The 23,044-nt window shown below is 65.4% G+C and carries 30 protein-coding genes and 1 pseudogene; 13 read left to right on the forward strand and 18 right to left on the reverse strand.

The genetic code is table 11. From position 1 onward, the window contains the following. The first annotated feature begins 101 nt into the window (after positions 1-101). The 3 genes from EN786_RS33590 (at position 102) to EN786_RS33600 (ending at position 1,702) form a co-directional block, all read left to right on the forward strand. On the forward strand, positions 102-503 hold the full coding sequence (locus tag EN786_RS33590) for a low affinity iron permease family protein (protein WP_127309793.1): 402 nt from the start codon (positions 102-104) through the stop codon (positions 501-503). A gap of 35 nt (positions 504-538) precedes the next feature. Then, on the forward strand, positions 539-721 hold the full coding sequence (locus tag EN786_RS33595) for a hypothetical protein (RefSeq protein WP_245478216.1): 183 nt from the start codon (positions 539-541) through the stop codon (positions 719-721). A 141-nt stretch (positions 722-862) separates the two neighbouring features. After that, positions 863-1,702, forward strand: coding sequence for an ATP-dependent DNA ligase (locus EN786_RS33600; protein ID WP_189340406.1), 840 nt, complete (start codon positions 863-865; stop codon positions 1,700-1,702). A gap of 64 nt (positions 1,703-1,766) precedes the next feature. Here EN786_RS33600 and EN786_RS33605 read toward each other — a convergent pair whose 3' ends face one another. Beyond that, on the reverse strand, positions 1,767-2,051 hold the full coding sequence (locus EN786_RS33605; RefSeq protein WP_127309802.1) for a DUF982 domain-containing protein: 285 nt from the start codon (positions 2,049-2,051) through the stop codon (positions 1,767-1,769). Between the two features lie 21 nt (positions 2,052-2,072). Continuing rightward, entirely contained in the window at positions 2,073-2,372 is a 300-nt protein-coding gene (locus EN786_RS33610; protein WP_127284591.1) for a DUF982 domain-containing protein, read from the reverse strand. A gap of 608 nt (positions 2,373-2,980) precedes the next feature. Here EN786_RS33610 and EN786_RS33615 point away from each other — a divergent pair. Both EN786_RS33615 and EN786_RS33620 read left to right on the forward strand, forming a co-directional pair. Then, complete coding sequence (locus EN786_RS33615; protein ID WP_127309791.1) at positions 2,981-3,190, forward strand: hypothetical protein; 210 nt, start codon at positions 2,981-2,983, stop codon at positions 3,188-3,190. 1,019 nt (positions 3,191-4,209) lie between these two features. Continuing rightward, positions 4,210-4,431, forward strand: a complete 222-nt coding sequence (locus tag EN786_RS33620; RefSeq protein WP_189340404.1) for a hypothetical protein — start codon at positions 4,210-4,212, stop codon at positions 4,429-4,431. An 18-nt stretch (positions 4,432-4,449) separates the two neighbouring features. Here the strand turns inward: EN786_RS33620 and EN786_RS38025 are convergent, their stop codons facing one another. From EN786_RS38025 to EN786_RS33630, 3 genes are all read right to left on the reverse strand, one after another. Then, a complete protein-coding gene (locus EN786_RS38025; protein WP_127393308.1) occupies positions 4,450-4,686 on the reverse strand; it encodes a hypothetical protein in 237 nt (78 codons plus the stop codon). A gap of 86 nt (positions 4,687-4,772) precedes the next feature. Next, entirely contained in the window at positions 4,773-5,006 is a 234-nt protein-coding gene (locus EN786_RS33625; protein ID WP_127284590.1) for a hypothetical protein, read from the reverse strand. A 165-nt stretch (positions 5,007-5,171) separates the two neighbouring features. Further along, the gene (locus tag EN786_RS33630; protein WP_127284589.1) at positions 5,172-5,378 is read right to left on the reverse strand and encodes a hypothetical protein; all 207 of its coding nucleotides are present in this window, start codon (positions 5,376-5,378) and stop codon (positions 5,172-5,174) included. A gap of 339 nt (positions 5,379-5,717) precedes the next feature. Between EN786_RS33630 and EN786_RS33635 the strand changes: the two genes are divergently transcribed. Beyond that, the gene (locus tag EN786_RS33635; protein ID WP_127284588.1) at positions 5,718-6,212 is read left to right on the forward strand and encodes a hypothetical protein; all 495 of its coding nucleotides are present in this window, start codon (positions 5,718-5,720) and stop codon (positions 6,210-6,212) included. A 45-nt stretch (positions 6,213-6,257) separates the two neighbouring features. Here EN786_RS33635 and EN786_RS33640 read toward each other — a convergent pair whose 3' ends face one another. After that, on the reverse strand, positions 6,258-6,872 hold the full coding sequence (locus tag EN786_RS33640; RefSeq protein WP_127311678.1) for an isochorismatase family cysteine hydrolase: 615 nt from the start codon (positions 6,870-6,872) through the stop codon (positions 6,258-6,260). 157 nt (positions 6,873-7,029) lie between these two features. Here EN786_RS33640 and EN786_RS33645 point away from each other — a divergent pair, with 157 nt between their 5' ends. The 3 genes and pseudogenes from EN786_RS33645 (at position 7,030) to EN786_RS33655 (ending at position 8,135) form a co-directional block, all read left to right on the forward strand. Then, positions 7,030-7,278, forward strand: a complete 249-nt coding sequence (locus EN786_RS33645) for a hypothetical protein (RefSeq protein ID WP_127311679.1) — start codon at positions 7,030-7,032, stop codon at positions 7,276-7,278. 27 nt (positions 7,279-7,305) lie between these two features. Further along, a pseudogene (locus EN786_RS33650) lies at positions 7,306-7,713 on the forward strand (HD domain-containing protein); the annotation flags it as partial. 104 nt (positions 7,714-7,817) lie between these two features. Then, positions 7,818-8,135 carry a plasmid stabilization protein gene (locus EN786_RS33655; RefSeq protein ID WP_127284585.1) on the forward strand — a complete coding sequence of 106 codons (318 nt, stop codon included), beginning with the start codon at positions 7,818-7,820 and terminating at the stop codon, positions 8,133-8,135. 92 nt (positions 8,136-8,227) lie between these two features. Here EN786_RS33655 and EN786_RS33660 read toward each other — a convergent pair whose 3' ends face one another. Further along, positions 8,228-8,686 (reverse strand): Lrp/AsnC family transcriptional regulator, encoded by a 459-nt coding sequence (locus EN786_RS33660; RefSeq protein WP_127284584.1) that lies wholly within the window; start codon positions 8,684-8,686, stop codon positions 8,228-8,230. Positions 8,687-8,873: 187 nt separating this feature from the next. Between EN786_RS33660 and EN786_RS33665 the strand changes: the two genes are divergently transcribed. Continuing rightward, positions 8,874-9,620, forward strand: coding sequence for an AzlC family ABC transporter permease (locus tag EN786_RS33665; RefSeq protein ID WP_127311681.1), 747 nt, complete (start codon positions 8,874-8,876; stop codon positions 9,618-9,620). After that, a complete protein-coding gene (locus EN786_RS33670; protein WP_127311682.1) occupies positions 9,617-9,916 on the forward strand; it encodes an AzlD family protein in 300 nt (99 codons plus the stop codon). The genes EN786_RS33665 and EN786_RS33670 overlap by 4 nt, the downstream gene beginning before the upstream one ends. Before the next feature lie 85 nt (positions 9,917-10,001). Here EN786_RS33670 and EN786_RS33675 read toward each other — a convergent pair whose 3' ends face one another. The 5 genes from EN786_RS33675 to EN786_RS33695 all read right to left on the reverse strand — a co-directional run bounded on the left by EN786_RS33675 (position 10,002) and on the right by EN786_RS33695 (position 15,430). Then, positions 10,002-10,400, reverse strand: coding sequence for a hypothetical protein (locus EN786_RS33675; protein ID WP_135909657.1), 399 nt, complete (start codon positions 10,398-10,400; stop codon positions 10,002-10,004). A gap of 163 nt (positions 10,401-10,563) precedes the next feature. Beyond that, positions 10,564-11,106 carry a hypothetical protein gene (locus EN786_RS33680; protein WP_127311710.1) on the reverse strand — a complete coding sequence of 181 codons (543 nt, stop codon included), beginning with the start codon at positions 11,104-11,106 and terminating at the stop codon, positions 10,564-10,566. A gap of 124 nt (positions 11,107-11,230) precedes the next feature. Beyond that, a complete protein-coding gene (locus EN786_RS33685) occupies positions 11,231-13,333 on the reverse strand; it encodes an EAL domain-containing protein (protein ID WP_127311711.1) in 2,103 nt (700 codons plus the stop codon). Between the two features lie 70 nt (positions 13,334-13,403). Then, positions 13,404-13,628, reverse strand: coding sequence for a hypothetical protein (locus tag EN786_RS33690; protein ID WP_127311712.1), 225 nt, complete (start codon positions 13,626-13,628; stop codon positions 13,404-13,406). Between the two features lie 110 nt (positions 13,629-13,738). Continuing rightward, the gene (locus EN786_RS33695) at positions 13,739-15,430 is read right to left on the reverse strand and encodes a dihydroxy-acid dehydratase (RefSeq protein ID WP_135909659.1); all 1,692 of its coding nucleotides are present in this window, start codon (positions 15,428-15,430) and stop codon (positions 13,739-13,741) included. A gap of 277 nt (positions 15,431-15,707) precedes the next feature. Here EN786_RS33695 and EN786_RS33700 point away from each other — a divergent pair, with 277 nt between their 5' ends. Further along, positions 15,708-16,373 carry a GntR family transcriptional regulator gene (locus tag EN786_RS33700; RefSeq protein ID WP_127284576.1) on the forward strand — a complete coding sequence of 222 codons (666 nt, stop codon included), beginning with the start codon at positions 15,708-15,710 and terminating at the stop codon, positions 16,371-16,373. 6 nt (positions 16,374-16,379) lie between these two features. On the opposite strand, the gene EN786_RS33705 is transcribed toward EN786_RS33700, so the two are convergent. The 4 genes from EN786_RS33705 to EN786_RS33720 form a co-directional block, all read right to left on the reverse strand. Then, on the reverse strand, positions 16,380-17,540 hold the full coding sequence (locus EN786_RS33705) for a M20 aminoacylase family protein (RefSeq protein ID WP_127311267.1): 1,161 nt from the start codon (positions 17,538-17,540) through the stop codon (positions 16,380-16,382). A 121-nt stretch (positions 17,541-17,661) separates the two neighbouring features. Continuing rightward, a complete protein-coding gene (locus EN786_RS33710) occupies positions 17,662-18,858 on the reverse strand; it encodes a diaminopropionate ammonia-lyase (RefSeq protein WP_127286781.1) in 1,197 nt (398 codons plus the stop codon). Between the two features lie 206 nt (positions 18,859-19,064). Further along, complete coding sequence (locus EN786_RS33715) at positions 19,065-20,300, reverse strand: Zn-dependent hydrolase (protein ID WP_127286780.1); 1,236 nt, start codon at positions 20,298-20,300, stop codon at positions 19,065-19,067. Next, the gene (locus EN786_RS33720) at positions 20,297-21,496 is read right to left on the reverse strand and encodes a diaminopropionate ammonia-lyase (RefSeq protein WP_127286779.1); all 1,200 of its coding nucleotides are present in this window, start codon (positions 21,494-21,496) and stop codon (positions 20,297-20,299) included. The genes EN786_RS33715 and EN786_RS33720 overlap by 4 nt, the downstream gene beginning before the upstream one ends. Before the next feature lie 108 nt (positions 21,497-21,604). Between EN786_RS33720 and EN786_RS33725 the strand changes: the two genes are divergently transcribed. Then, positions 21,605-22,078 (forward strand): Lrp/AsnC family transcriptional regulator, encoded by a 474-nt coding sequence (locus EN786_RS33725; RefSeq protein WP_127286778.1) that lies wholly within the window; start codon positions 21,605-21,607, stop codon positions 22,076-22,078. Between the two features lie 10 nt (positions 22,079-22,088). Here the strand turns inward: EN786_RS33725 and EN786_RS33730 are convergent, their stop codons facing one another. Beyond that, positions 22,089-22,793 (reverse strand): SDR family NAD(P)-dependent oxidoreductase, encoded by a 705-nt coding sequence (locus EN786_RS33730; RefSeq protein ID WP_135909661.1) that lies wholly within the window; start codon positions 22,791-22,793, stop codon positions 22,089-22,091. 60 nt (positions 22,794-22,853) lie between these two features. Then, positions 22,854-23,033 (reverse strand): hypothetical protein, encoded by a 180-nt coding sequence (locus tag EN786_RS33735; RefSeq protein ID WP_127286283.1) that lies wholly within the window; start codon positions 23,031-23,033, stop codon positions 22,854-22,856. Positions 23,034-23,044: the final 11 nt, after the last annotated feature.

Here is a 23,044-nt window from a genome sequence, read left to right on the forward strand (position 1 = left end):
CACCGGGGCCGCGTGCGATCACCAGGATTCCATGAACAACCGGGCGTATCGGCCGCAACCTGCTGCCGACGGGCTCAAGCTTTGGCACGACGCCATCGAGCATGGCGCAGCAGGCGGAGGATTTAGGGTTGGAACGAATATTCAACCGTGTCGCGGAGGCGGTCGCCCATGCCGCGGGTCGCCCCTGGGCTTTCGCCTCATGCCTGGCCTGCGTGGTCGCCTGGGCCTTGTCCGGACCGGTGTTCGACTTTTCGGAGACCTGGCAACTCGTCATCAACACCGGGACCACCATCGTCACCTTTCTGATGGTGTTCCTGATCCAGAACACCCAGAACCGCGATGGTGCGGCCATTCAGGCGAAGCTCGACGAACTCATACGGTCCGGACAGGGAAAGAACGACTTCATCGGCATCGAGCACCTCACGGAAGCCGAGGTGCAGGAATTCAGAAATCGGTGCGCCGAGGCCAAGCAGGCTCAACTGCGTTCTGAGGGCGCCTACTGATTTCGGGACGGTGCCAAGCAGCTTGGGAGGTAGGCGTGGGCGTCACATACAAATCAGTCCAGGAACGGCTTCGCGAGGCCGGGATTGTCATGAGCAAGAAGGGCGAAGTGCACAGAATCAACTACTTCGGCGGGCTCGAAGAGACGGCACTTTATACGACCAGCCTGGAAGAAGCCCTGACCATGGGGCTCGGTATGGCAAGGCCGGAGCGTCTGTGACGTCGGCCGACAATTTTATTTAAGCAATTGCTAACGGAACACAACCGGCCGTGCGATATTGATTCAAATTCGAGTATCGCGCGGGGAGTCCCGATGCCTAAGCCCGCCGGCAGGGACCGGTTGTCATTCATCGAGCCGCTGATGCCGACGCTCGTCGACAAGCCACCGGAAGGCGACGGCTGGATTCATGAAGTGAAATTCGACGGCTACCGCTCCCAAATTGTTCGGGACGTGGACGGCGTGCGCATTTTCAGCCGCCGCGGTCTCGACTGGACAGCAAAATATCGCGACCTTGCCAAGGCCGCGAGCGAGCTCGACGCTGAGGACGCGATCATCGACGGCGAAGTGATCGTCACGAATGAGGCAGGGCTGTCCGACTTCAAGGCGCTGCGCAAGGCCATCACCAGTCGGCAACAGGACCTCTATTTCGTCGCTTTCGATCTTCTCCACTTCAATGGCCGCGATCTCCGCGACATGCCGCTGGAGGACCGGCGCGAGATCCTTGCCGAGATGATCCCGCCTGGCGGGCGCATCCAGTTCAGTCAATCGTTGCCGGGCGATGCCAAGTCCATCTTCCATCTCATCGATCAAGCCGGCCTCGAGGGCATGGTCTCGAAGCGCAAGGAGAGCAAATATCGATCCGGCAATTCTACGGCCTGGCTCAAGGCTAAGTGCTACGCGATCGACGAATACGATCTGCTTGGCGTCGAGCGCGAGGCGGGCAAGCCTGCCTTCGCCCTCCTGGCGGAGCGCGGCACCGGGCGCTATGTCGGCAGCGCCTTTATCACCCTGAATAGGGAAATGCGGGAACGCTTGTGGCAGCGCGCCCTGGAGCACGCAGGCACGGCGCCGAACGGCATGAAGCGGCCGGCGACGCAGTGGGTAAGGCCAGGGCTGATTGGCCGTGTGAAGCATCTGCGGGGCGAGGACGATCTGCGCCACGCGTCTTTGCAGGACTTCCGCGAGGTAGGGACACCCTAGAGGCGGTCATAGGGGAACAGGCTCTGAAGTATGGTGAGGCGACGTTGACCGCCGCCTCACCAGCTTAGACGTGCGAAGGCCGCACCTTCCAATAAGGCGGCGGCATATTTCCGTCCTCGATAAGGATGTCCTTCTTCCGGGCAAAGGCGGCAAAGACTCCCCTGGCCGTCTCCGCGTCGATGTCTCCGACCAGTGCCGCCTTGCACGCGCGGATGGCAGCTTTCTGCTCGGGACTGTTGCCGCACCAATCGGTGGCAAACTGGTATGCGTCAACCACGGTGTTGAGCTGACGGGGAAAACCCATTCCAACCCAAACTCGGATCGGCTTTTCGAATGGCTTTGAGAGCATCGCGACCTCCATCGCGAGACTTCAAGCGGCTAGCCCACCGCGGCCGCCGACGCTGGCCATCCATGGCGGCGGTGCGCTCAGTTCTTCAAGAACCTTGGCTGATTTTGCGAAACCGCAGAAGGCCTCCCTTGCGGCGTTTCGCGGGTAATCGCTGTCGAATGCCTTTTGGCAGGCTCGCAGCGCAGTGTCGTAAATCGGGCCGCGCCTATTTTTCGGCCATTCGTAGAGAAATTCCAGGGCGTCCTCGATGCATGCGATTTCCTGGATCAGGCTGTTTCCGCTCTTGACGAAAACAGGGCTGTCGAACATCCGGTCGTTCATAAGATCCTCCAAATCGAACGAACAATTGAGTGTCAGGAGGGCCGAGACCTACGGCAGTATCCCTAGCCCAGCGGCGATATGGGTTTGAGGACTTTTGTCGTCAAGAGTGCTCTGCAACCTCTATGAGCTTGCTGCATGGACCTCGCCCGAATAGGACCTCGCCCGAATAGGACCTCGCGAACCATGCTGATCGCCAACGGCGTGGCGACTTGGTTAGCAAGCGGATGCTAATATGGATAGCTTACCGTTGGCCCGCCGGGGTGGGAGCGTCGTTTGCGAACCGACCTGCATCGCAGGTATCTCCGGTCTGCTTTGGACAAGGGTCATATTCGTCTCGCTGTCAGACACCGCTTGCTGGCAAAGCCAGGCGCCCACCATGTTCGAAAGGTAAGCATGGCAGGCACCCGGGAAGACCGACGACGGAGTGGGTCGGATTTGTCGGCGGCCCCCGCAATCAATGGAGTAGCGGTTTGCTGGTTGCCGCATCCAGTCCTTTGCCTTTGTCGCTGCGACTTCAGTCGCAGCGGGCTTGCGACTGCAGTCCCCCATCGGAACGAATGACATCAGGCCCCGTTTTGCGGAGCATTGAAGTCGGAGGGATTTGCATCATGAACCGGCGAGCAGTGTCGTCTTTCGACTGCGAGGTCCTTCGGTGTGCCTTCGTAAGATCGGTCATCGAAGACGGAATTCCTGAAGACAGATGGGCGGCCCACGCCGCGCTTTTGATCCGCGAGCTTACCGGCAAAAAGGATGTCGACCAGCGCCTGTTGGATTGGGTTTTGCAAAGCAGCAGCGTTCCCCAGTTCCAGGCGAAATAGCTCAAGGCTTAGACCTTGCGATCGGACCGACTAGGAGGTTCTGTTCGAGCCTGCAGCGCGATGGAATAAGCAACGGCCGAGCAATGGAAACATGGCGGCCAAACTGAACCCGCCATTCGGGGTTCGGGTGGCTGGCCTCTCCGCAGGATTTCAGAGTCAGATCCAAAAAGCCCGCCGCCAAGGAGTTAGCGGCGGGCAGTTCAGGGTTGCCGCAGATGGAGGGGATGATCTCCTGCGACTTCTACCAATGGACTGGCGGGCCGTTGTTTCCCGTGTTCGGACCTCTGCGTGCGGCCATCGGACCTCAGTCGCCATTACCGGGGACGCCAACCAAGTTTCGTTCCTTGCTGCAAGCGCCCACCATGCTGAAAGGGACACATGGCGGGCACCCGTGATGACCGCCGATTAGGGGCTAGCTGTCGACGGTGCCCTACCAATGGGTTGCCGGGATGTTGGTTGCCGCGCCTGGGCCCTTTGCCGCCGGAGCTGAGACCTCAGTCGGACCAAGCCATAGACCGTGGCCCAAGCCCGGGAACGAATGCAGGCAGGCTCCGTTGCGCAACGGAGGGATATCTATTTGGGAGAGGAACGATGGACGACAGAGACAACAGCGTTCTTGAGGCCCGGTGGCTGCTCGCCGTGCCCGCTTCACTGGTTCTCACAGTGCTCATTGCCGGCTTTCTGCTCGTGTAAACGGCCCATGGATCGATCCATTTTCCAGCGCAATTTTGACAGATCCAATGTCGGGGAACCGTGCGGCGGGGCATGCGTTTAGTCACGTCCCAAAAATCCCGTTGCCACCCATCCTTCAGATGGCAGCGGGGTTGCTGGATAGCCCGGTTTCCCTAACTCCTGTCACTCCGTGGAGGAGCAAAGCCGGGCTATTCGGTCCTACGCCGAATCGACTCGCTAACGTCACATTGCAGGAATACAATTCTCTCGTCGTCCGCACCCAACCGAGGCGAGCGGATGCTTGAAAGAGCAGATCACGCTTTCGCCCGGGTGAGGGAGAAAGCGTCATGGCTTTCAAAAAATACAGCAGCATATTCACGCCCGTCGATCTGGAGATTCTCCAGAGGGTTTTTGACCAATTATGCGCGGAGCGACGTCTGGCCCTCAAAGACCGGGAACAGAGGGAGCAGCTTGCCTACGAAGTCATCCAGGCGTTCGAGAACGGCATCTGCGACGAAGTCGCGTTGCGCCGGTTGTTTTCGAAACGCCGCGAGGCCATGGCCGAGTGAAAGCTCTCGGAGGCGACTTCACCGGACGCCTCCCGTTCCGGAGTTGCCCTCTTCCATCTCATCCGACAGAAGCCTGGCCAGATGGTCACGGCTCAAGCCCAGCGTTTGCTTCAGAACCACCAGGAAGGCGCGCGCCCTCTCTGTCGGCAGGCCGCTCTGCTCGGCCTGGGCGATGACCTCGAGCTGATGCTCCAACCGCTGTTCAATCTCGCGGATGTGCTGCTCGACCCTGGCGATGTCGTCCTTGATGCTCATGCCGCGAAGATAGCCCATTGGAGCTAGACTGACAGCCCTTCGTTCACGGAACGTCCGGCAGGCGTTCCTAGCTACGTTAGTTGTCGCTAAAGGCGCCGGGCTGGTCCTGTGCCGTTCCACCGGATGAACGCCACCTCCTTGCCGGTGACCTCCCGCACCGTCCTCAACAACGCCTCATGCAGAAGCTGGAGCGAGCGGTAGTGATCGCATTGCGGCGATATCAGCGGACCGACGATGCTCTTATGCAGCGCCTCCGCTGCCTGTAGGAACCGCTCCAAATCCGGACCGGATAGCTGCCTGGGCTTGTTGCGCCTGACCATTGCGATCCCCCGAGTATCGCCTCATATAGGATAATAATCCTATATCGCTTAATGGCTGTAAAGAGGGTGGATAAGGCGGAGCGGTTACGCCGCGGAATGCGCCAGCTCAAGTCGCTCGGCTCGGGCCCAGCCTTGCCGCGGAATTTCAGGGAAACGACCGACGGGTCAGAATTCGCGCTTGAGAAGTTGGAAAAGCGACTCCTCGTCCGATACGCCGCTGGCGAAGATATCCATTATCTGTGCGGCCAAGGTATGCGCTTCGCGGGTGCCGGGCAGAATGGCGAGGTCTTGGCAGATGCGGTCATAGACCCTCTGCAGGAGGGCCATATCCTCCGGGTAAGCCACGCCGCTGGTTTTGGTAGGATCGAACATCGCTTCCTGCCTCGTGCTGGGGCGGAAGCGCTCTGTTCGCTTGCTGTCGGCGATGCCCGTGTCAATTACCGCCGATGGTGGAGGATAGGCCGGTTGGGGGCCACGGCACTATAACAAATGATGGAGCGGACCGGACACCGGCCCTCTGCGCAGTTCGATCGGACTTCAGTCCAACTTCTCTTCCGGCGGCCGGGTCTGGGCAGCCGCGATGGCCGAGCGCATGCCTCAATGGAACCAGTTCCGCCTCCCTCAGTTCCATTAGGACGTCTCTCGCGGGTTGGCGGCCAAAAATGGCTCGGCTGCCCGAGGCCCGAGGACAGTTTTTTGCCGGAGGAACCGATGTCGCTGCACACCCTTCATCCCGAACATGTCGATGAAACCCGCATGAATGCCTATTCGACCTTCGCCCCTGCCCTTCTCAATTCGCTGGCGCTGCGGCTGGCCCGCTGCCAGGGAACGAAGGAACTGGCGGAGGTGGAGAAGTCGCTCATCCGCCTTGTCGAAGACTCCGACGTCGCCGCACCGCAGGTCGAGGCGATGAAGGAGTTCGCGATCGAACTGGTGGTGTCGACGATGAAGAACGTCCGCGACCACCCCGACTCCAAGAGCGATCTCGAGGAGATCGCCGGCCGCCGCACGCAGGGCCGTTCGGAAAGTCCGGACACGCTCGAGGAGCAGTTGGAGGCGGGCCTGGAGGACAGTTTTCCGGCCAGCGATCCGCCGGCCGTGGTCTCCACTGCCATTTCCGGCGGCGCCAAGGAGATTGTCGGCACCGACGAGGTGCTGCGGCAGAAGAAGGAGGCTGCCGCCCGGGAGGCGCAGAAGAACGAATAGCCGTCCCGGAATTTGGGTCAAGGCGAAGCGATATGGCGGTTCAGCCTAGCGCCAAAGCTCCAGGATGACCTCGACCGGAGCGACCTCGACATGATGTGAATATCTCTTGCTGAAAAGGCTGACGATGGCGTCGTAGGCCTCGTTCGAGGTGCTGCAGATCGCATCCTGAGCCAGGACCGTCCTGTAGCCGAAGTCGATCGCGCCTAGCAGCGTTGCCAGCACGCACATGTCGGCCTCGCCGCCACTCACGATCACCGTGTCGACGGTGTCCTGCGCCAGGGCCCGCTGCAGCCGGCCGCCAAACCAGGGCGAATAGACGAATTTGTCGAACTGGCGCGCGGGCGGAACGAACCGCCGCAGCTCCGGTGCAAGCTCGATGATGTCGGCGCCTGCGCGCTCGAGCGTCATGTCGGCCCAGCGCAAATAGTAATCGCGCCACTGGCCGGTGCCATCGCCCGGCCTGCGGGCCGGAATGAACCGCGTGAAGACCGTTCTCGCTGGCTGCCTTTCCACAAGCTGGATGACCTTCGGCAATGTTTCGGGGAGCCAGTCGACGGCCCACGGGCCCGGCGGCATGAACATTTGCTGCATATCCACGCAGATGTGGATCGCATTTGCCGGGATCGGACGGAGGATCTGGTTCTTCGTATTCTCTGGCATCGCCTCTCCCGCCGCCTGCGCGGCTTTCTACGGGGTGCCGCAGCCCGGCTGGTGCGACCTGCCGGGCTTCGTTGCAATGCGACGGCGCGGGCAAAGTTCCTGCGGGGGAACCTGATGCTTCGCGAAGGGTTCTCCTCCCAACAGGAAGGAGCACGCAATGAACAAGAACAAGGATGCTCGCGACAAGGATACTGGCGCCGCTGGCGCCGTTCCGCGGCGGCCCGGTGCGGGCCATGCTCCCGAGGCGACGGGGCTGCCCACCAAGGGCGGCGACGATCCGCTGGTGCGGTTCCTGGCGGAAAACACCGACCTTTCGCCGAAACAGGCCCGGGAACTCATCCGCGAGCACGGCCACGACCGGCAGCGGCTGCTGGAGATAGCGCGCACGATGAAGGCTGAGGGCTGACCGAGGACCAGGCAAGGAAACAAGAGAATGAGCATGCTGTACCGCGCGGCCAGGATCGCGCAGGAGGCGCATCGGTCGCAGACCGACAAGACCGGCGAACCCTATATCGAGCACAGCCGGCGCGTCGCCGAACAGGTCGAGACGCTCGACCAGAAGATCGTCGCTTATCTGCATGACGTCGTCGAGAAAGGCGAAGGCTGGACCCTCGCCCGGTTAAGGACGGCGGGCTTCGGCTCGCCCGTCGTCGCCGCCGTCGATGCGCTGACGAGAAGGCTGGACGAGACCGAGCAAGGGTTCCTGTGCAGGGCCGCGTCGAACCGGCTTGCGCTGCCGGTCAAGCGGGCCGACCTGAACGACAATCTCTGGCAGGCGCGCCAGGCCGGTGTTTCGACCGCGAAATACGAAACCGGCCTGCGCGTCCTCAACCGGCTTCGCGGCGCCAAGACCATTCCACCAAAGAGACGTGCCGGGACGAGGATGATCGGAACGAGGCTCGACGCCGGCCGTTCCCCTTGATCGGCATCCAATGGAGCAGAAAAATGCCACGCGGAGACAAATCGAAATACACCGACAAGCAGGAACGCAAGGCCGACCATATCGCCGAGGGCTACGAGCACCGCGGCGTGTCCGAGAAGGAGGCCGAGCGGCGCGCCTGGGCGACCGTCAACAAGGACGATGGCGGCGGCAAGAAGGAAGGCGGCTCGGGACGCGGCAAGCACACCGGCAACCCGGCCGCGCACAAGGGCGGCAGGATGGGCGGCAAGGCCTCCGGCGAGAGGCCGGCGGCCAGCCGGTCGGCCTCGGCCAAGAAGGCGGCGGCGACCCGCAAGCGCAACGACAGCCACACGCATCATTAGGGGCCGACGCCGAAGCTAAGGCCGGCGGGACAGCGCCCCCCTCTGCCCTGCCGGGCATCTCCCCCACAAGGGCGGAGATTGGCCGTTCCGCCCTAAAGCGGCATCTCGGAGGTCTGCTTGATCGTCTGGCTGGGCACCTCGGTCTTGACGTTCTGCACGCCCTTGATGCGGCTGAGATGCTCCGACTGGAAGCGGCGGTATTCGTCGATGCCGGCGGCCACAACACGCACCATGGCGTCGCAGTCGCCGAGCATCAGGTAGCACTCCATCACCTCGGGCAGCTTGGCGGCTTCGGCGGCGAAATGCTCGATCGTGTCCTCGTCCTGCTGCTTCAGCCAGATGCGGGTGAAGAAGGTGTGGCCGCGGCCGACCTTGGCCGGATTGAGCACGGCGACATAGCGGTCGATGACGCCGGCCTCCTCCAGCAGCTTGACCCGTCTCAGGCACGGCGAGGGCGACAGGCCGACTTCCCGCGCCAGATCGTTGTTGGCCATGCGCCCGTCGCGCTGCAGGGCGCGCAGGATGCGCTTGTCGATCTCATCCAGCTTCATGGCTCAGGATTCCATCTTTCTGCCTGATTGCGATATCCAATGCCAATTCCTGGCAGAAAAGGCGAATCTTCGCAACCAAATTGCTCGGCGTTTGGCCTATGCTTACCGGCATATAGTCATCGACATCGGATGGTTCGGACGCAGGCGGCCGCGAGGCGCGCCCGGCTTCGTTCGCGCAAGGAGTCCCATGAGCATCTCGCAAGCAAGCCTGACCCTGGACGAGGCGCCGTACCGCCAGCGGTCCGAATTCCGGCGCGGCGTGGCCGCCTCGACGCCGGTGCTGCTCGGCATCGTTCCCTATGCGCTGGTGCTCGGCGCGCAGGCCGCGCAGAAGGGCCTGAGCGTCGCCGAGGTTCCGCTGATGACCGGCATGAACTTCGCCGGTGGCTCCGAGTTCGCGGCGATCCAGCTCTGGACCTCGCCGCCGCATATCCTTCTGATCGCTGCCATCACCTTGCTGGTCAACAGCCGCCATTTCCTGATGGGGGCGGCACTCGCGCCGTTCCTGCGCGAGCTGCCCCTGCGCAAGGTGTTTCCGGCACTGTTCCTGATGTGCGACGAGAGCTGGGCGCTGGGCCTGGCGGATGCAAGGCAAAGGGCGGCCGCGGGCCTGAACCCGGCCTTCAGCCTGCCCTACTATGCCGGCACCGCCCTGCCCTTCTACCTCGCCTGGGTGGCCTTCACCACCGCCGGCGCAGCACTCGGCCCGGTGCTCGGCAATGTCGAGGATTACGGTTTCGCCATGGCCTTCCCGGCGGTGTTCCTGGTGCTGATGCGCGGCATGTGGAAGGGCTTTGCCGCAGCGCGGCCGTGGCTGGTCAGCCTGGTGGTGGCGGCGCTCACCTATCTCATCGTTCCCGGCGCCTGGTATGTGGCGGCCGGCGCGCTTTCCGGGCTGGTCGCGGCCTATATGTTTTCGGGAGACGAGCCATGATCGATCCGGCCAACCTCATCGCCATCGTGCTGATGGCCAGCGTCACCTATCTGACCAGGATCGGCGGCTATGTCGTGCTGCGCAACCGCACGCTCGGCCGCCGCGCCACGGCGGTGATGGAAGCCGCGCCCGGCTGCGTGCTGATCTCGGTCATTGCGCCGGATTTCGTCTCGAAGAACCCCGCCGACCTGGCAGCGCTCGCCATCACGCTGCTCGCGGCGACCCGGCTGTCGATGCTGCCGACCGTGGTGATCGGCGTGGCGTCGTCCGGGGTGTTGCGGTGGTTGATGGGGTAGTCACCTAGGCTGGCGGGGACAGCACCCTCTGCCCTGCCGGGCATCTCCCCACGAGGGGGAGATTGGCAGTTTCAGGCGCCGCGACTCAGGCGTCGCCGCCGCCTTCATGGCTGCCGCCATCGCCGCCGCTGTCGCCGCCGCCATCACCGCCGCCACCGTCACCGCCGCTGCCGCCGTCACCGCCACCATCGCCGCCATCATGGCCGTCGCCTTCATGATCGCCGCTCTCGTGATCACCATCGTGGTCGCCGTCGCCCTGGTCGCCCTCATGCGAGCCGGCGCCGGCGCCCTCGCCCTTATGATCGCCTTTGTGATCGCCCTTGTCGCCTTCATGGCTGGCGGTGGTGCCTTCGTCGACTTCGTCGGGCAGCGTCGCCGTCACCGGGCCGCCATGGTCCGAGAACTCGCCCGCGAGGGATTGCTGCGCCGCGAGAATGCCGAACAGGCCGACCGAGGCGGCCAGCAGCAAAGGAAAAGGCTTCATCATCGTCTCCCACCCGGCACGCGGCCGCCATTGTCGATGGCGGATCATCTGTCCGGCCGGATTACGGCGCCCTTAAATGCGCAGCTTCAATTTTAGCAGTCGCTTATTTTCGTGACCCGATGAGGAAGCCGGCACCAGGCCTGCCGTCCTTACGCGCAACCGTTCAGCGGCCGTAGAGACCGATCTCGTCCGGCTGGATCGGGCCGGCGGCCTTCCCCTCGCCCTTGGCGTGACCGCCAGCCTGCTTGCTCAGCGCCGCGTCCAGCCTGTCGCCATCGCTGCCTTGCGGATCGATGATCGCATTGACGAGCGTGTCGAGCGAAACGCCGAGCTGGTCCAACCCCAGCTTCTTTTCGATCGCGATGATCTCGGCAGCGGATTTCTGTTTCAACGCCTCGACCGCGTTCTTGACGGCCGTGCCGTAGGAAAACAGGGACTGGTAGTCGCCCTGGTCGATGCCGAATTCCTTGCCGACGCGCTCCATCAGCCGGACCTTCATTGCCGTGATGTTGAGGCTGTTCACGCTGAACATGGATCCGGAGATCCTGGCCTGCGCCTGCATCAGAGGCGAGCCCGAGCCGGAACCGTCGGGACTGGAAACGCCATCGATGCCGGCGACGAGACTGTCTTCAGCCGCCGCCGATTGCGGGCGTTGCTGCTGCAGGATCAGCAGGGCGGCGTTGTTCAGCGCGGACAGTGAGGACATTGCCGGTCTCTCGGGCACGCCCGTTCGTCATGCAACGGGGCACCGCACATCGAGCCAAGACATCATGCCTTGAGCGGAACAATCGGTCCGGCAGAGCATTAGCCTGACCCCGATTAAGAATTTCTTAGGCCGACCGGGTCAACCGAGCCGGAAGGGCCGCCTCGCCAACCGCCCTGGCGACGATCGCCTCCAGCGCCTCCGGCCGGTGCAGCAGAAAGCCCTGGCCGTAGGCGACGCCCATGTCGCGAAGGATGTCCATCGCCACCCGCTGTTCGACCTTCTCGGCCACGACGCTGCAGCCGAGGCTCCTGGCGATGCCGGAAATCGCCGAGACGATCTCGCGGTCGAAGCGGCTCTCGGCGATGTGCTCGACGAAGGAGCCGTCGATCTTGATGGCGTCGACCGGAAAGCGCCTGAGATATTCGAACGAGCTCATGCCGGCGCCGAAATCGTCGAGGCTGACCCGGCAATGCCGCTCGCGCGCCTTGCGCACGAAGGCCTCGGCGGCGTCGAAATTGGTGACGGCGGCGGTCTCGGTGATCTCGAAGCCGATGCCGGCCGGCGGCGCGCCGGTCTCGGCGATGACGGCATCGACGAACTCCCAGAGCTGCGGGTCGCTCAGCGTCTGCGCCGAAAGGTTGAAGCCGAGCGAAATGGCGCCCGAGCGCATCGCCGGACCGTGCATTTCCAGCGCCGCCCTGACGATCCAGCGGTCGAGCCTGGAAGCGATGCCGAAGCGCTCCGCCACCGAAATGAACTCGCCGGGCGGGATCATCTTGCCGTTGCGGGCGGAAAGCCTGGCCAGCACCTCGACCTGGCGGCTGTAGCGCCAGGGCTGGCCGAGCCGATGGATCTGCTGGCCGAACAGTTTCAGCCTGCCGTCCTCCATGGCATCGACGAGGTCGGCGGCAAGCCGCGCCGCGTTGAGGCCGCCGGAGCCGGAAGCCGTCTCGGCCGAGAACACCGCGAAGCGGTTGCGGCCGGCGGCCTTGGCCGCGTAGCAGGCGTCGTCGGCGCAGGCCAGTGCATCGGCTACCGTGGTGTCGCGATGGGCGACGAAGGCGATGCCGATGCTGGCCGCGAGCCTTCGCGTCGTGGCGCCGAGCTCGGCGTCGCGCACCGCGGCAAGCACCGCGCCGGCCAGCCGCTCGGCCTCGGCCTGGCCGCAGTTCGGCACCAGCAGCGCGAACTCGTCGCCGCCAAGGCGTGCAGCGTGCGCCGATGACGGCAGGCTGGCGAGGATGCCGGCGGCGATGCTCTTCAGCGCGAGGTCGCCGGCGGCATGGCCGGCGAAGTCGTTCAGCGCCTTGAAGTAGTCGAGGTCGACATAGAAGACGGCGAGCGGCAGCCGGCGCTGCGTGGCGATGTGGTCAGCCAGTAGTCGGTCGAAGGCGGCGCGGTTGAGCAGGCCGGTCAGGGCGTCGTGGTTGGCGGCGTAGGTGAGTTCCTGCGAGCGCTTCTTGTCCTCGGTGATGTCGCGCACGGTGCCGAGGATCTGGCCGGCGCCGCCGGCGCAGGCGATGAAGCGGACCAGCGATTCAAGGTGGCGGATCTCGCCGTCGCGCCTGATGATGCGGTATTGCGAAGCGGTTACCGCCTCCGATCCGGGCGGCGGCAGGTGCGCCTGCTCGGTGGCCTCCTTGTCATCGGGATGCAGATAGGTGTGCCAGAGGCCGGCCGAGACCTCGTCGGTATCGCTGACCAGGCCGAAGATTTCCCGGCTGCGGGCATCCCAGAAGCTCTTGTTGGTGGCGATGTCATAGTGCCAGATGCCGGTGCCACTGGCGGCGAGCGCCAGCCGGAAGCGCACATTGACCTCATCGAGTGCCGCCTCGGCCTGTTTTCGCCGGGTGATATCGGTCTGCACGCCCATCAGCCGCAGCGCCCGGCCCTCGGCGTCGCGCTCGACGATGCCGCCGCGGTCGAGCACCCAGACCCAGTGGCCATCCTTGTGCCTGAGGCGCAGCTCCGTCTCGATGGACTCCGTCAGGCCGGCGATGTGGCGCTCGCCGCTGGCCAGCGCCCGCTCGCGGTCGTCGGGATGGGTGAGCGTCAGCCAGAGATCCGCCGTGGCGGCAAGCTCGCCCTCGGCGTAGCCGAGCATCTTCAACCAGGTCGGCGAGTAGTAGCAATCGCCGCTGGCGACGTTCCAGTCCCAGACGCCGAGATGAGCACGTTCCAGCGCCAGCGCCCAGAACTCCCCCTTGCGTGTCTTGTCGTCCGCCATGCCCGGTTTTTATCCGCCCTGTTGCAGGGCAGTGTGCACAAAACCAGAGAAGAAACCGTTACCGCCTGGATCAGGCCGGGCGCGGCCTGCGATAGGCCTCATCGACGATGCGCAGCGTGCCGGGCATGGCCGCGAGCGCCGACAGCAGCGCGCTGTTGTCAAAACCGTAGACGCTTGGCTGCAGCACGGCGCGATCGATGCCATAGGCGTCCATGACCCGGCGGTAGTCCTGGACCGTGACCATCGCCGGCGTGTAGCCGCGCCGGGTCGAGCGGACAGGCCGAGGCGAAGACATGGGCATGGGCGTCGCAACTGCCTTCCGGCAGGCGCAGGGCGGTGCGCCGCGCCGGCGCCAGCGGCGGCAGGCACTGCCGGGCTCCGTCCCCGCCGGGAGATGCGCGGCGCTCATTCGGGGCCCTCCGCGGCGACGCCGGACGCGGTCAGGAAATCGAAGTCGCAGCCCTGGTCGGCCTGCAGCACGTGGTCGTGGTAGAGCCGGGCATAGCCTCGCGCCGGCCGCTCCACCGCCGGGCGGGCAATCGCCGCCCGGCGCGCCAGTTCGGCGTCGTCGACCAGCATGTCGATGCGCCGCGCCGGCACATCGAGGCGGATCATGTCTCCATTCTGCAGCAAAGCGAGCGGACCGCCGGCGGCCGCCTCCGGCGAGATATGCAGCACCACCGTGCCGAAGGCGGTGCCGCTCATCCTGGCATCCGAGAGACGCACCATGTCCTTCACCCCGAGCGCCGCCAGCTTCTTCGGGATCGGGATGTAGCCGGCCTCGGGCATGCCGGGCGCGCCGCGCGGTCCGGCATTGCGCAGCACAAGCACGTCGTCCGCGGTGACGTCGAGCGCCGGATCGTCGATGCGCTCGGCCAGGTCGGCGACGGATTCGAAGACGACGGCGCGCCCGCTGTGCCGCATCAGCGCCGGCGAGGCAGCGGAATGCTTGATGACCGCGCCGCGCGGACAGAGATTTCCCGACAGCACGGCCATGGCGCCCTGCCCAGTCACCGGCCGGCCGAGCGGCCGGATGACGTCCTGCGCATGCATGTCCCCGGGCTTCATGACCCGGTCGCCGAGCGTGCCGCCCTCGACCATGGGCGTCGTCAGGTCGAGGACATCGACGAGCTCGGCCAGCAGCCTGGGCACGCCGCCGGCCTGGTGGAAATGCTCCATGTAGTGTTCGCCAGACGGCTTCAGGTCAACCAGCACCGGTACCTCGCGGCCGATCCTGTCGAACTCGGCGAGATCGACCGGATGCCCGGCCCGGCCGGCGATCGCGGAGAGATGGATGATGCCGTTGGTCGAGCCGCCGATCGCCTGCATGACAACCATGGCGTTGCGGATGGCCGCCGGCGTGACGATGGCGCCGGGCAGCGGTGCGCCGGAGACGGCAAGCGTGGCGGCGGCGCGTCCGCTCGCTTCCGCCGAGCGGACGCGCTCGGCATGGGGCGCCGGAATGGAGGCGGCGAAAGGCAGCGAGAAGCCCATCACCTCGGCGATGATCGCCATGGTGCTGGCGGTGCCCATGACCATGCAGGTGCCGACCGAGGGCGCCAGCCTGCCATTGACGAGGTCGATCTCGGCGGCGTCGATATCGCCGGCGCGGTGGCTCGACCACAGGCGCCGGCAGTCGGTGCAGGCGCCCAGCGTCTCGCCCTTGTGGTGGCCGACGACCATCGAGCCTACCGGCACCACGACCGTCGGCAGGTCGGCGCTGATGGCGCCCATGATCTGCGCCGGCAAGGTCTTGTCGCAGCCGCCGATGACGACCACCGCGTCCATCGGCTGCGCTCGGATCATCTCCTCGGTGTCCATCGCCATCAGGTTGCGCAACACCATGGAGGTCGGGTGGGCGAAGGATTCGTGGATGGAGATGGTCGGGAACACCATCGGCAGCGCGCCCGAAAGCATGACGCCGCGCTTGACCGCCTCGATCAGCTGCGGCGCGTTGCCGTGGCAGGGATTGTAGTCGCTGGCGGTGTCGACGATGCCGACGATCGGCCGCTCCAGCGCATCGTCCGAATAGCCGGCCGCCTTGATGAAGGCCTTGCGCAGGAACAGCGAGAAGGCCGCGTCGCCGTAGCTGGTCACTCCCTTCCTGAGGCCGCGATACGGCAATCGACACCTTTGGGCTGAAACTCACGCTGACTGCGGGCGCCCGGGTGGGCTGCCGCTGACCGGAATCATAGGCCAACGGCTCATATTGTCAATAATTATGAACTATACTCCGGCGGGAATACCCAAGATATGGGCGGTTTTGACTTGCTATGCGTGTAGTATTATCGATTATCGTGACCGTTCCCTGCAGTTGCGGAAAGGCTCTGTCTGCGGCTAGAGTGACCGCAAAGGACGCGGCAAGGACAAGGGAATGCTCCACGTGGCAGACTATGGCGGCAAGGAAGCCGACGTCGTGCGGGCGCTGGAGGAGGACATCATCTTCGGCCGCCTGGCGCCCGGCACGCGTTTGGTCGAGGACGTGCTGCTTGGCCGCTTCCCGGTGTCGCGCCACACCATCCGCCAGGCGCTCTATCAGCTGGAGAAGCTCGGCGTCGTCACCCGCGAGCGCAACAAGGGCGCGATGGTGAGGCGGCTATCGCCGGAAGAGGTGCGCCAGATCTACGAAGTGCGCGAGCTCTTGCAGCGGCAGGCGGCGCTGATGATCCCGCTGCCGGCAAGCGATGCGCTGATCGACGAGTTGATGGAGATCCACCGGATCTACAGCGCCCATGTCGACGCCCACTATTTACGCGGCATCCACGAGGCCAACGACCGTTTCCACCTCACCATGTTCTCGGCCTGCGGCAACGACTATCTGGTGTCGTCGATCGACCATTACATGCGGCTCAGCCTGCCGGTGCGGGCGAACTCGCTCGCCGACCCGGACAAGCTCGAAGTCTCGCGCCAGCACCACTGGTTCATGATCGAGGCGATGAAGCGCCGGGACAATTGGGTGCTGGCGCAGCTCTGCGTCGACCATCTGCAGCCGAGCAAGATGTTTTATCTCGAGGAGATCGAGAAGGCGGATGGGGTGTAGGAGCCCCTATGACCCTGCCGCCAGCCGCCGCCGCGCCACTGCAGCATGGAATCGCGCGCCGTGCAGCAGGCCTTCGTCGTTGAAGTCGTAGGACGGGTTGTGCAGCGGCGCGCTGGCGCCATTGCCCAGGAAGACGAAGCAGCCGGGCACGTGGACGAGGAAGCGGGCGAAATCCTCCGAGCCGGTCATCGGCTCCGCCGCGGCGCCGACGGCGTCGTCGGCCAGCACGCTTCGGGCCGCGACAAAAGCCTCGTCGACAAGGCCGGCGTCGTTGACCAGCGGCACGAACTCGCGCGTGTAAGTGACGTCGGCAGCAACGTTATAGGCCTGCGCGGTGCCCTGGGCGATGCGGCGCATCTCGCTTTCGATCGCCGCGCTCACCTCGGGGCGGAAGCTCCTGGCGTCGCCGAGGATGCGGGCAAAGCCGGGCAGCGCGTTGCGGGTGCCGTCGGTGATCAGCTCGGTGACCGAGACGACGCCGATGTCGGCAGGGCTCAAGCGGCGCGAGACGATGGTCTGCAGATTGACGACCAGCGCGCAGGCGGCGACCAGCGTCTCCTGGCCGGCATGCGGACGCGCGGCATGGCCGCCGACACCCTTCAGCACGATCTCGAAATTGTCCTCGGCCGACATGATCGGCCCGACGCGGGTCTCGAAATGGCCGATGGGCAGGCCCGGCATATTGTGCAGGCCGAAGATCTCCTCGAAGGGGAAGCGCTCGAGGAGCCCGTCGTCCAGCATGGCGAGCGCACCCCTGCCCCACTCCTCGGCCGGCTGGAAGATGAATCGCACCGTGCCGTCGAAGCCGCCTTCATTGGCGAGCAGCTTGGCCGCGCCGAGCAGCATCGAGGTGTGGCCGTCATGGCCGCAGGCATGCATGGTGCCGGGCGTCTGCGAGCGGTAGTCCATCGTGCCCTGCTCGGCGATGCGAAGCGCATCCATGTCGGCGCGCAGCGCGATCGCGCGGTTGCCGCTGCCCCTGGTCAGCGTGCCGACGACGCCGGTGCCGCCAATACCCTCGGCGACCTCCAGCCCGAATTCGCGCAGTTTTTCGGCGACGAAAGCGGCGGTGCGCTTCTCCTCGAAACCGAATTCGGGATGGGTGTGGAGATCATGCCGCCACGCCGTCATCTCGCGGTGCAGTGCCAGTTCGTCGAGCTTGGCCATCTTCGTCCCTAAGTCTGTTCTCTACGCATCCGGACGGAAGCTACGGCGAAGTCGCCAAGCCTGCTACGGCGAAGTCGCCGAGCCTGCTACGGCGAGTCGCCAAGCCTGCTACGGCGAAGCTTCAGGCAAGCTGCATCAGCACGTCGTCCGGCCTCACGCCGACCAGTTCGGCATAGCGGCCGGCGTCGGTCGCTCCTTCCGAGTTGACGACGAGCACGCGCGAATGGCTGTCGAGGCCGAGTGCCGCCCGCATATGCCTGTCGCCTGCCGCGCGGATCAGTCCGGCGAGCCCCGCACCGCCGCTCTCGCCGGAGATGATTGCCGGATCGTTGCCCAAGGGTCGCGCCAGCCGCCTCATCACGGCGACCGCATCCTCTTCCTCCACCGTCATGAAGGCATCGCCGACGCGCGCCAGCACGCGCCAGGCGACCAGGGACGGCTCAGCGCATTCGAGCATCGCCATCACCGTCGACTGCTGATGCGCGATCGTTGCCGGACGCCCGGCTTCAGCCGAGGCGTAGACGCAAGCCGAGCGCCCCGGCTCGACCACCACGGCCTTCGGCCGCCGCCCGCCAAGCCTGATCGCCATATGGCCGGCGATCGCCGCGGCGAAGCCGCCGACGCCGGCTTGCAGGAAGATATGCGTGGGCGGCTCGGCCATGTGCCGCAGCGTCTCGCGCACGATCACCGTATAGCCCTGCATGACCAGGCCGGGGACCCGTTCATAGCCCGGCCAGGACGTGTTGGAGACGATCTTCCAGCCGCGCTCGGCGCCGACGCGGGCGACTTCGCGCACCGCATGATCGTAGCCGCCCTCGACCTGGACGATCTCGGCGCCGAAGCGGGCGATGGCAGCGACACGCTCACGGCTTACGCCAGCATGGACGAAGATCACAGAGCGCGCGCCGACCAGGCCGGCGCCCTGCGCGACCGAGCGGCCATGATTGCCGTCGGTGGCGCAGACAAAGATCATGCCGGACGCGATCTCGCGCACCTTGGCGTCGTTGATCTCGCCGATATCGACGATGCGACCGAGCCATTTGCCTGCCTCCTCCAGCACCAGCCGGATGACGGCATAGGCGCCACCCAGCGCCTTGAAAGAGCCGAGGCCGAGACGCTGGCCCTCGTCCTTGACGTGCAGTGCCGCGATGCCGAGCTCATTAGCCAGTGCCGGCAAGGCGTGCAGCGGCGTTTCGGCATGGTTGTGCCGCGCCTTGAGATAGTGCTCGGCCCGCTCGCTTCCCGCCACGCCGAGGGACTCGGCATCGGCCGCAACCAACGGCTGGTTATGTTCGGGTCGTTGGTTGAGCAGCAGCATGGCATTCTTTCTTCGAGGCACTGAACTTATTGGCGCGCGCGAAAATTCGCTGTCTAAACTCGCTGAATGATTGAAGTTTGTTTCGGCCCGATGTCGCCGGATGCGAACCCCTGCGAGACTCGACGCCTTCGGCCTGACTATTTTTGGTGGTGTCATGGCTTGGCAACACTGTGCCGCCGAAGCCGGCGAGCCGCGTTTTCTGCTGCTCAATCGGCCGCCAATCGCGCGGCGACGCCGAGCAGAATGTTGGCGCCGGCAACCAGTTCGCCAGCGGCGGTGAACTCTGCCGGGTTGTGGCTGATGCCGCCGCGGCTCGGCACGAAGATCATCGCGGACGGCGCGATGCGCGCAATCATCTGTGCGTCGTGGCCGGCGCCCGAGGTGATGCGCCGGCAGGAAAGGCCGGCGGCTCCGGCAATCTCCTCGATCAGCGAGACGATGCCGGCATCGAAGGTCACCGGCCCGAAACGCGCCAGGCTTTCAGCCCGGGCGGTGACGCCGGCGCCTGCAGCAAGGTCGTCGAGAAAGGCGGCGAGCGCCGCCTCTTCCTCGCGAAGGTGCGTTTCGTCGGGATCGCGGAGATCGACGGTGAAGGTCGCCCGCGACGGAATGACGTTGATGGCGTTGGGCTCGAAGGCGATGGTGCCGACGGTGGCGACCGTCGGCGTCGGCGAGGCGCCGGCGCGGTCCGCCAGGAAGCCGATCGCCCGCGCGGCGGCGACGCCGGCATCGCGGCGCATCGACATCGGCGTGGTGCCGGCGTGGTTGGCCTCGCCTTCGATCATGATGCGCTGCCAGGAAATGCCCTGCAGGTTCTCGACCGCGCCGATGGCAATGCCTTCGCGCTCCAACACCGGCCCCTGCTCGACATGCAGCTCGACATAGGCCTGCGGCTTGAGGAATCCCGGCTGATGCCGGCCGGCATAGCCGATGCGCTCCAGCTCCTTGCCCAGCACCGAGCCGTCGGTACCGACTGCCGCGAGCGCTTCGTCCACCCCGACGCCGCCGGCAAAGACCAGCGAGCCCATCATGTCAGGCGAATAGCGCACGCCCTCCTCGTTGGTGAAGGCGGCGACGACGAGCGGGCGCGCCGGCGCGAAACCTGCCTCCTTCAGGCTCTCGATCGCCTCGAGCGCCGAGAGCACGCCATAGCAGCCGTCATAGATGCCGGCGTCGATCACCGTGTCGATGTGCGAGCCGAGCATGACCGGCAGCTGGCCGGCATTGGCATCGTCCTGCCAGATGCCGAAAATGTTGCCGATGCGGTCGACGGCGACTTCGAGCCCTGCCTCCTGCAGCCAGCCGACGAGGCGGTCGCGGCCGAGCCTGTCCATATCGGAAGCGGCGACGCGGACGAGCCGGCCCTGCGCATCGCGGCCGATGCTGCCGAGCTCATCGATACGGCGCAGAAGACGGTCGGCGTTTATCGTTAGATTGCTCATGCCGGCTGCCTCGCCCGGCCAACCTCCTCCGGCGCCATCCCGACCAGATCGGCATAGCGGCCGGGATCGGTTGCGCCTTCGGAATTGACGATGAGCACGCGCGAATCGGCATCGAGCCCGAGGGCGGCCCGCAGCTTCTTATCGCCGGCAGCGCGGATCAGCCCGGCGAGCCCTGCCCCGCCGCTCTCGCCGGAGACGATCGCCGGATCATCGCCTGAAGGCCGCGCCAGGCGGCTCATCACCGAAACCGCGTCGGCCTCGTCCACGGTCATGAAAGCATCGCCGATCCGCGACAGCACCCGCCAGGCGACGAGCGACGGCTCATAGCATTCGAGCATCGCCATTACCGTGGGCTTGCTGTGCGCTATCGCGATGGGATGTCCTGCCTTTGCGGTTTCATAGAGGCAGGCCGCCCGCGCGGGCTCGACCACGATTGCCCGCGGGCGACCCTCGCCAAGCACGATGGCGAAATGGCCGGCCACCGCCGCGGCGAAGCCGCCGACGCCGGCCTGCAGAAAGATGTGTGTGGGCGGCTGAGCCAAGCGCTTCAGCGCCTCGCGCACGATCACGGTATAGCCCTGCATCACCAGTCCCGGTATGCGCTCGTAGCCCGGCCAGGATGTGTCGGAGACGACCGTCCAATCGCGCTCGGCGGCGACGCGGGCGGCTTCCCTGACCGACTGGTCGTAGTCACCGGCGATGCGCACGATCTCGGCACCGAAGCGGGCAATGGCCGCCACGCGTTCGTTGCTGACACCAGAATGGACGAAGATGACCGAACGCGCGCCGACCAAGCCGGCGCCCTGCGCGACCGAGCGTCCATGATTGCCGTCGGTCGCGCAGGCGAAGGTCATGCCGGCGGCAATCGCCTTGACGTCAGCGCTATGCAGCTCGGCGACATCGACGGTGCGACCAAGCCTCCTGCCAGCCTCCTCCAGCACCAGCTGCATCACGGCATAGGCGCCGCCCAGCGCCTTGAAGCTGCCGAGGCCGAGGCGTTGCCCCTCGTCCTTCACGTGCAGGGCGCCGATGCCCAGTTCGCCGGCGAGCGCCGGCAGGGCGTGCAGCGGCGTCTCGGCATGGTTGTCACGCGCGGCGAGGAAGCGTTCCGCTTCGACGGCCCCGGCCGTGCCGAGCGTCGCGGCGTCTTGCTCGGTCAGCGGCTGGCGATGATCCGGGTGGTGGTTAAGGAACATGGGCCGGCTTCCTCCGTCTTGATGGCGGAAATTTATTGCAAGGAGGGCGAGAAAGGCGCTCTGTTTTGCTGCCTGAAATGCAAGTTTGTTTCGTTTGGAACCCTCGCCATGTCCGCCTCACCCGATCTCGACGCTTTCGACCGCGCCATCCTCGCCGTCCTGCAGAAGGACAACACGACGCCGCAGCGGGTGATCGGCGAGGCCGTCAACCTGTCGGCGCCGGCGGTGCAGCGGCGCATAAAGCGCCTGGAAGAAACCGGCGTCATCCGCGCCAATGTCGCGCTGGTCGATCCGGCCAAGGTCAGCCATCCGATCACGATCTTCGTCGAGGTCGAGGTGGAGAGCGAGCGCGCCGAACTGATCGACGCCGCCAAGCGCGGCTTCGCCGAAGTGCCTGAGGTGCAGCAATGCTATTACGTGACCGGCGAGGCCGACTTCATCCTCGTCGTCACCGTGGCGACCATGGCCGACTACGAGGCGCTGACAAGGCGGCTGTTCTTCGCAAACAACAACGTGAAGCGGTTTCGCACGTTTGTGGCGATGGACCGGGTGAAGGTCGGGCTGGAGGTGCCGGTGGGGTGAGCATTCCCACTCACCACGGCAGCCTTTTGCCGTCGCGGAACAGGGCGCCGGTCGGGCCATCGTCCGGCAATGTCGCGGCCCAGACGATGCCGGCCGCCCCTGGCGCGACCGGACGGCCGTCGGGCTTGCCCTTGTCGGCCACCCAGTCAGAGCTGATCGCGTTAACCAGGACGCCGGCGCCGCGCAGTTCGTCCGCCAGGATCCGGGTGAGCGCATTGAGCGTCGCCCTGCCGGTCGAATAGGCCGGCGCGCCGACGTCCGTCGAGGCCGAGGAACCGGCCTCGGGAGAGACGATGACCAGCCGGCCATGACCGGAGGCGCCGAGCAGCGGCCCGAATGCGAACGCCACCCGCCAGGCGCCGACGACATAGGTCTCGAAGGCCTTGCGGCCCAACGTCCGGTGGGGCAGCAAGGCCCGAGCGGACAGGTCGTAGCGGATGGCGCCGTTGTTGACGAGCACGTCGAGCCGACCGAAACGGCGCTCCACTTCGGCCGCGGCAAGGGCCGGTCCATCAAGCGCGGCAAGGTCCAGCGCGATCGCCTCGACATTGCCCGCGAGCTTCTTCGCCACCGCCCCGCTCTTGGCGAGGTCGCGCACGCCGACGAGCACAGTGAAGCCGAGCGCCGCGAGCCGGCGGCCGGTTTCCAACGCGATATGGCGATTGCCGCCGGTGACGAGGGCGACCTTGCCGGAGTGTGCTGTCGTGCCGGTCATGTTGTTCCCTCAACGTCCTCACAACCAGAATGCGACATTCCAACTGCCGCGCCCAGTTGATTAGAGAAAAGATTTCGTTCGTTGCGCCAGTTCCGGCTGGACTGCCGCGAACATCTGGCGCCAGCGGTGGCCCCGCCCGGCGGAAACAATCCAGAAACAAGATTCAACAGTTGGGAAAAACTCGCGAAAAAACCGGGTGGCATAACCATTCCCGGAGCAGCCGGGTGCGGCCAGCGACATATCGATCTTCG

Origin of the sequence: Mesorhizobium sp. M4B.F.Ca.ET.143.01.1.1 (assembly GCF_004792275.1) — a bacterium.
In the GTDB taxonomy this organism is placed as follows: Bacteria; Pseudomonadota; Alphaproteobacteria; order Rhizobiales; family Rhizobiaceae; genus Mesorhizobium; species Mesorhizobium abyssinicae.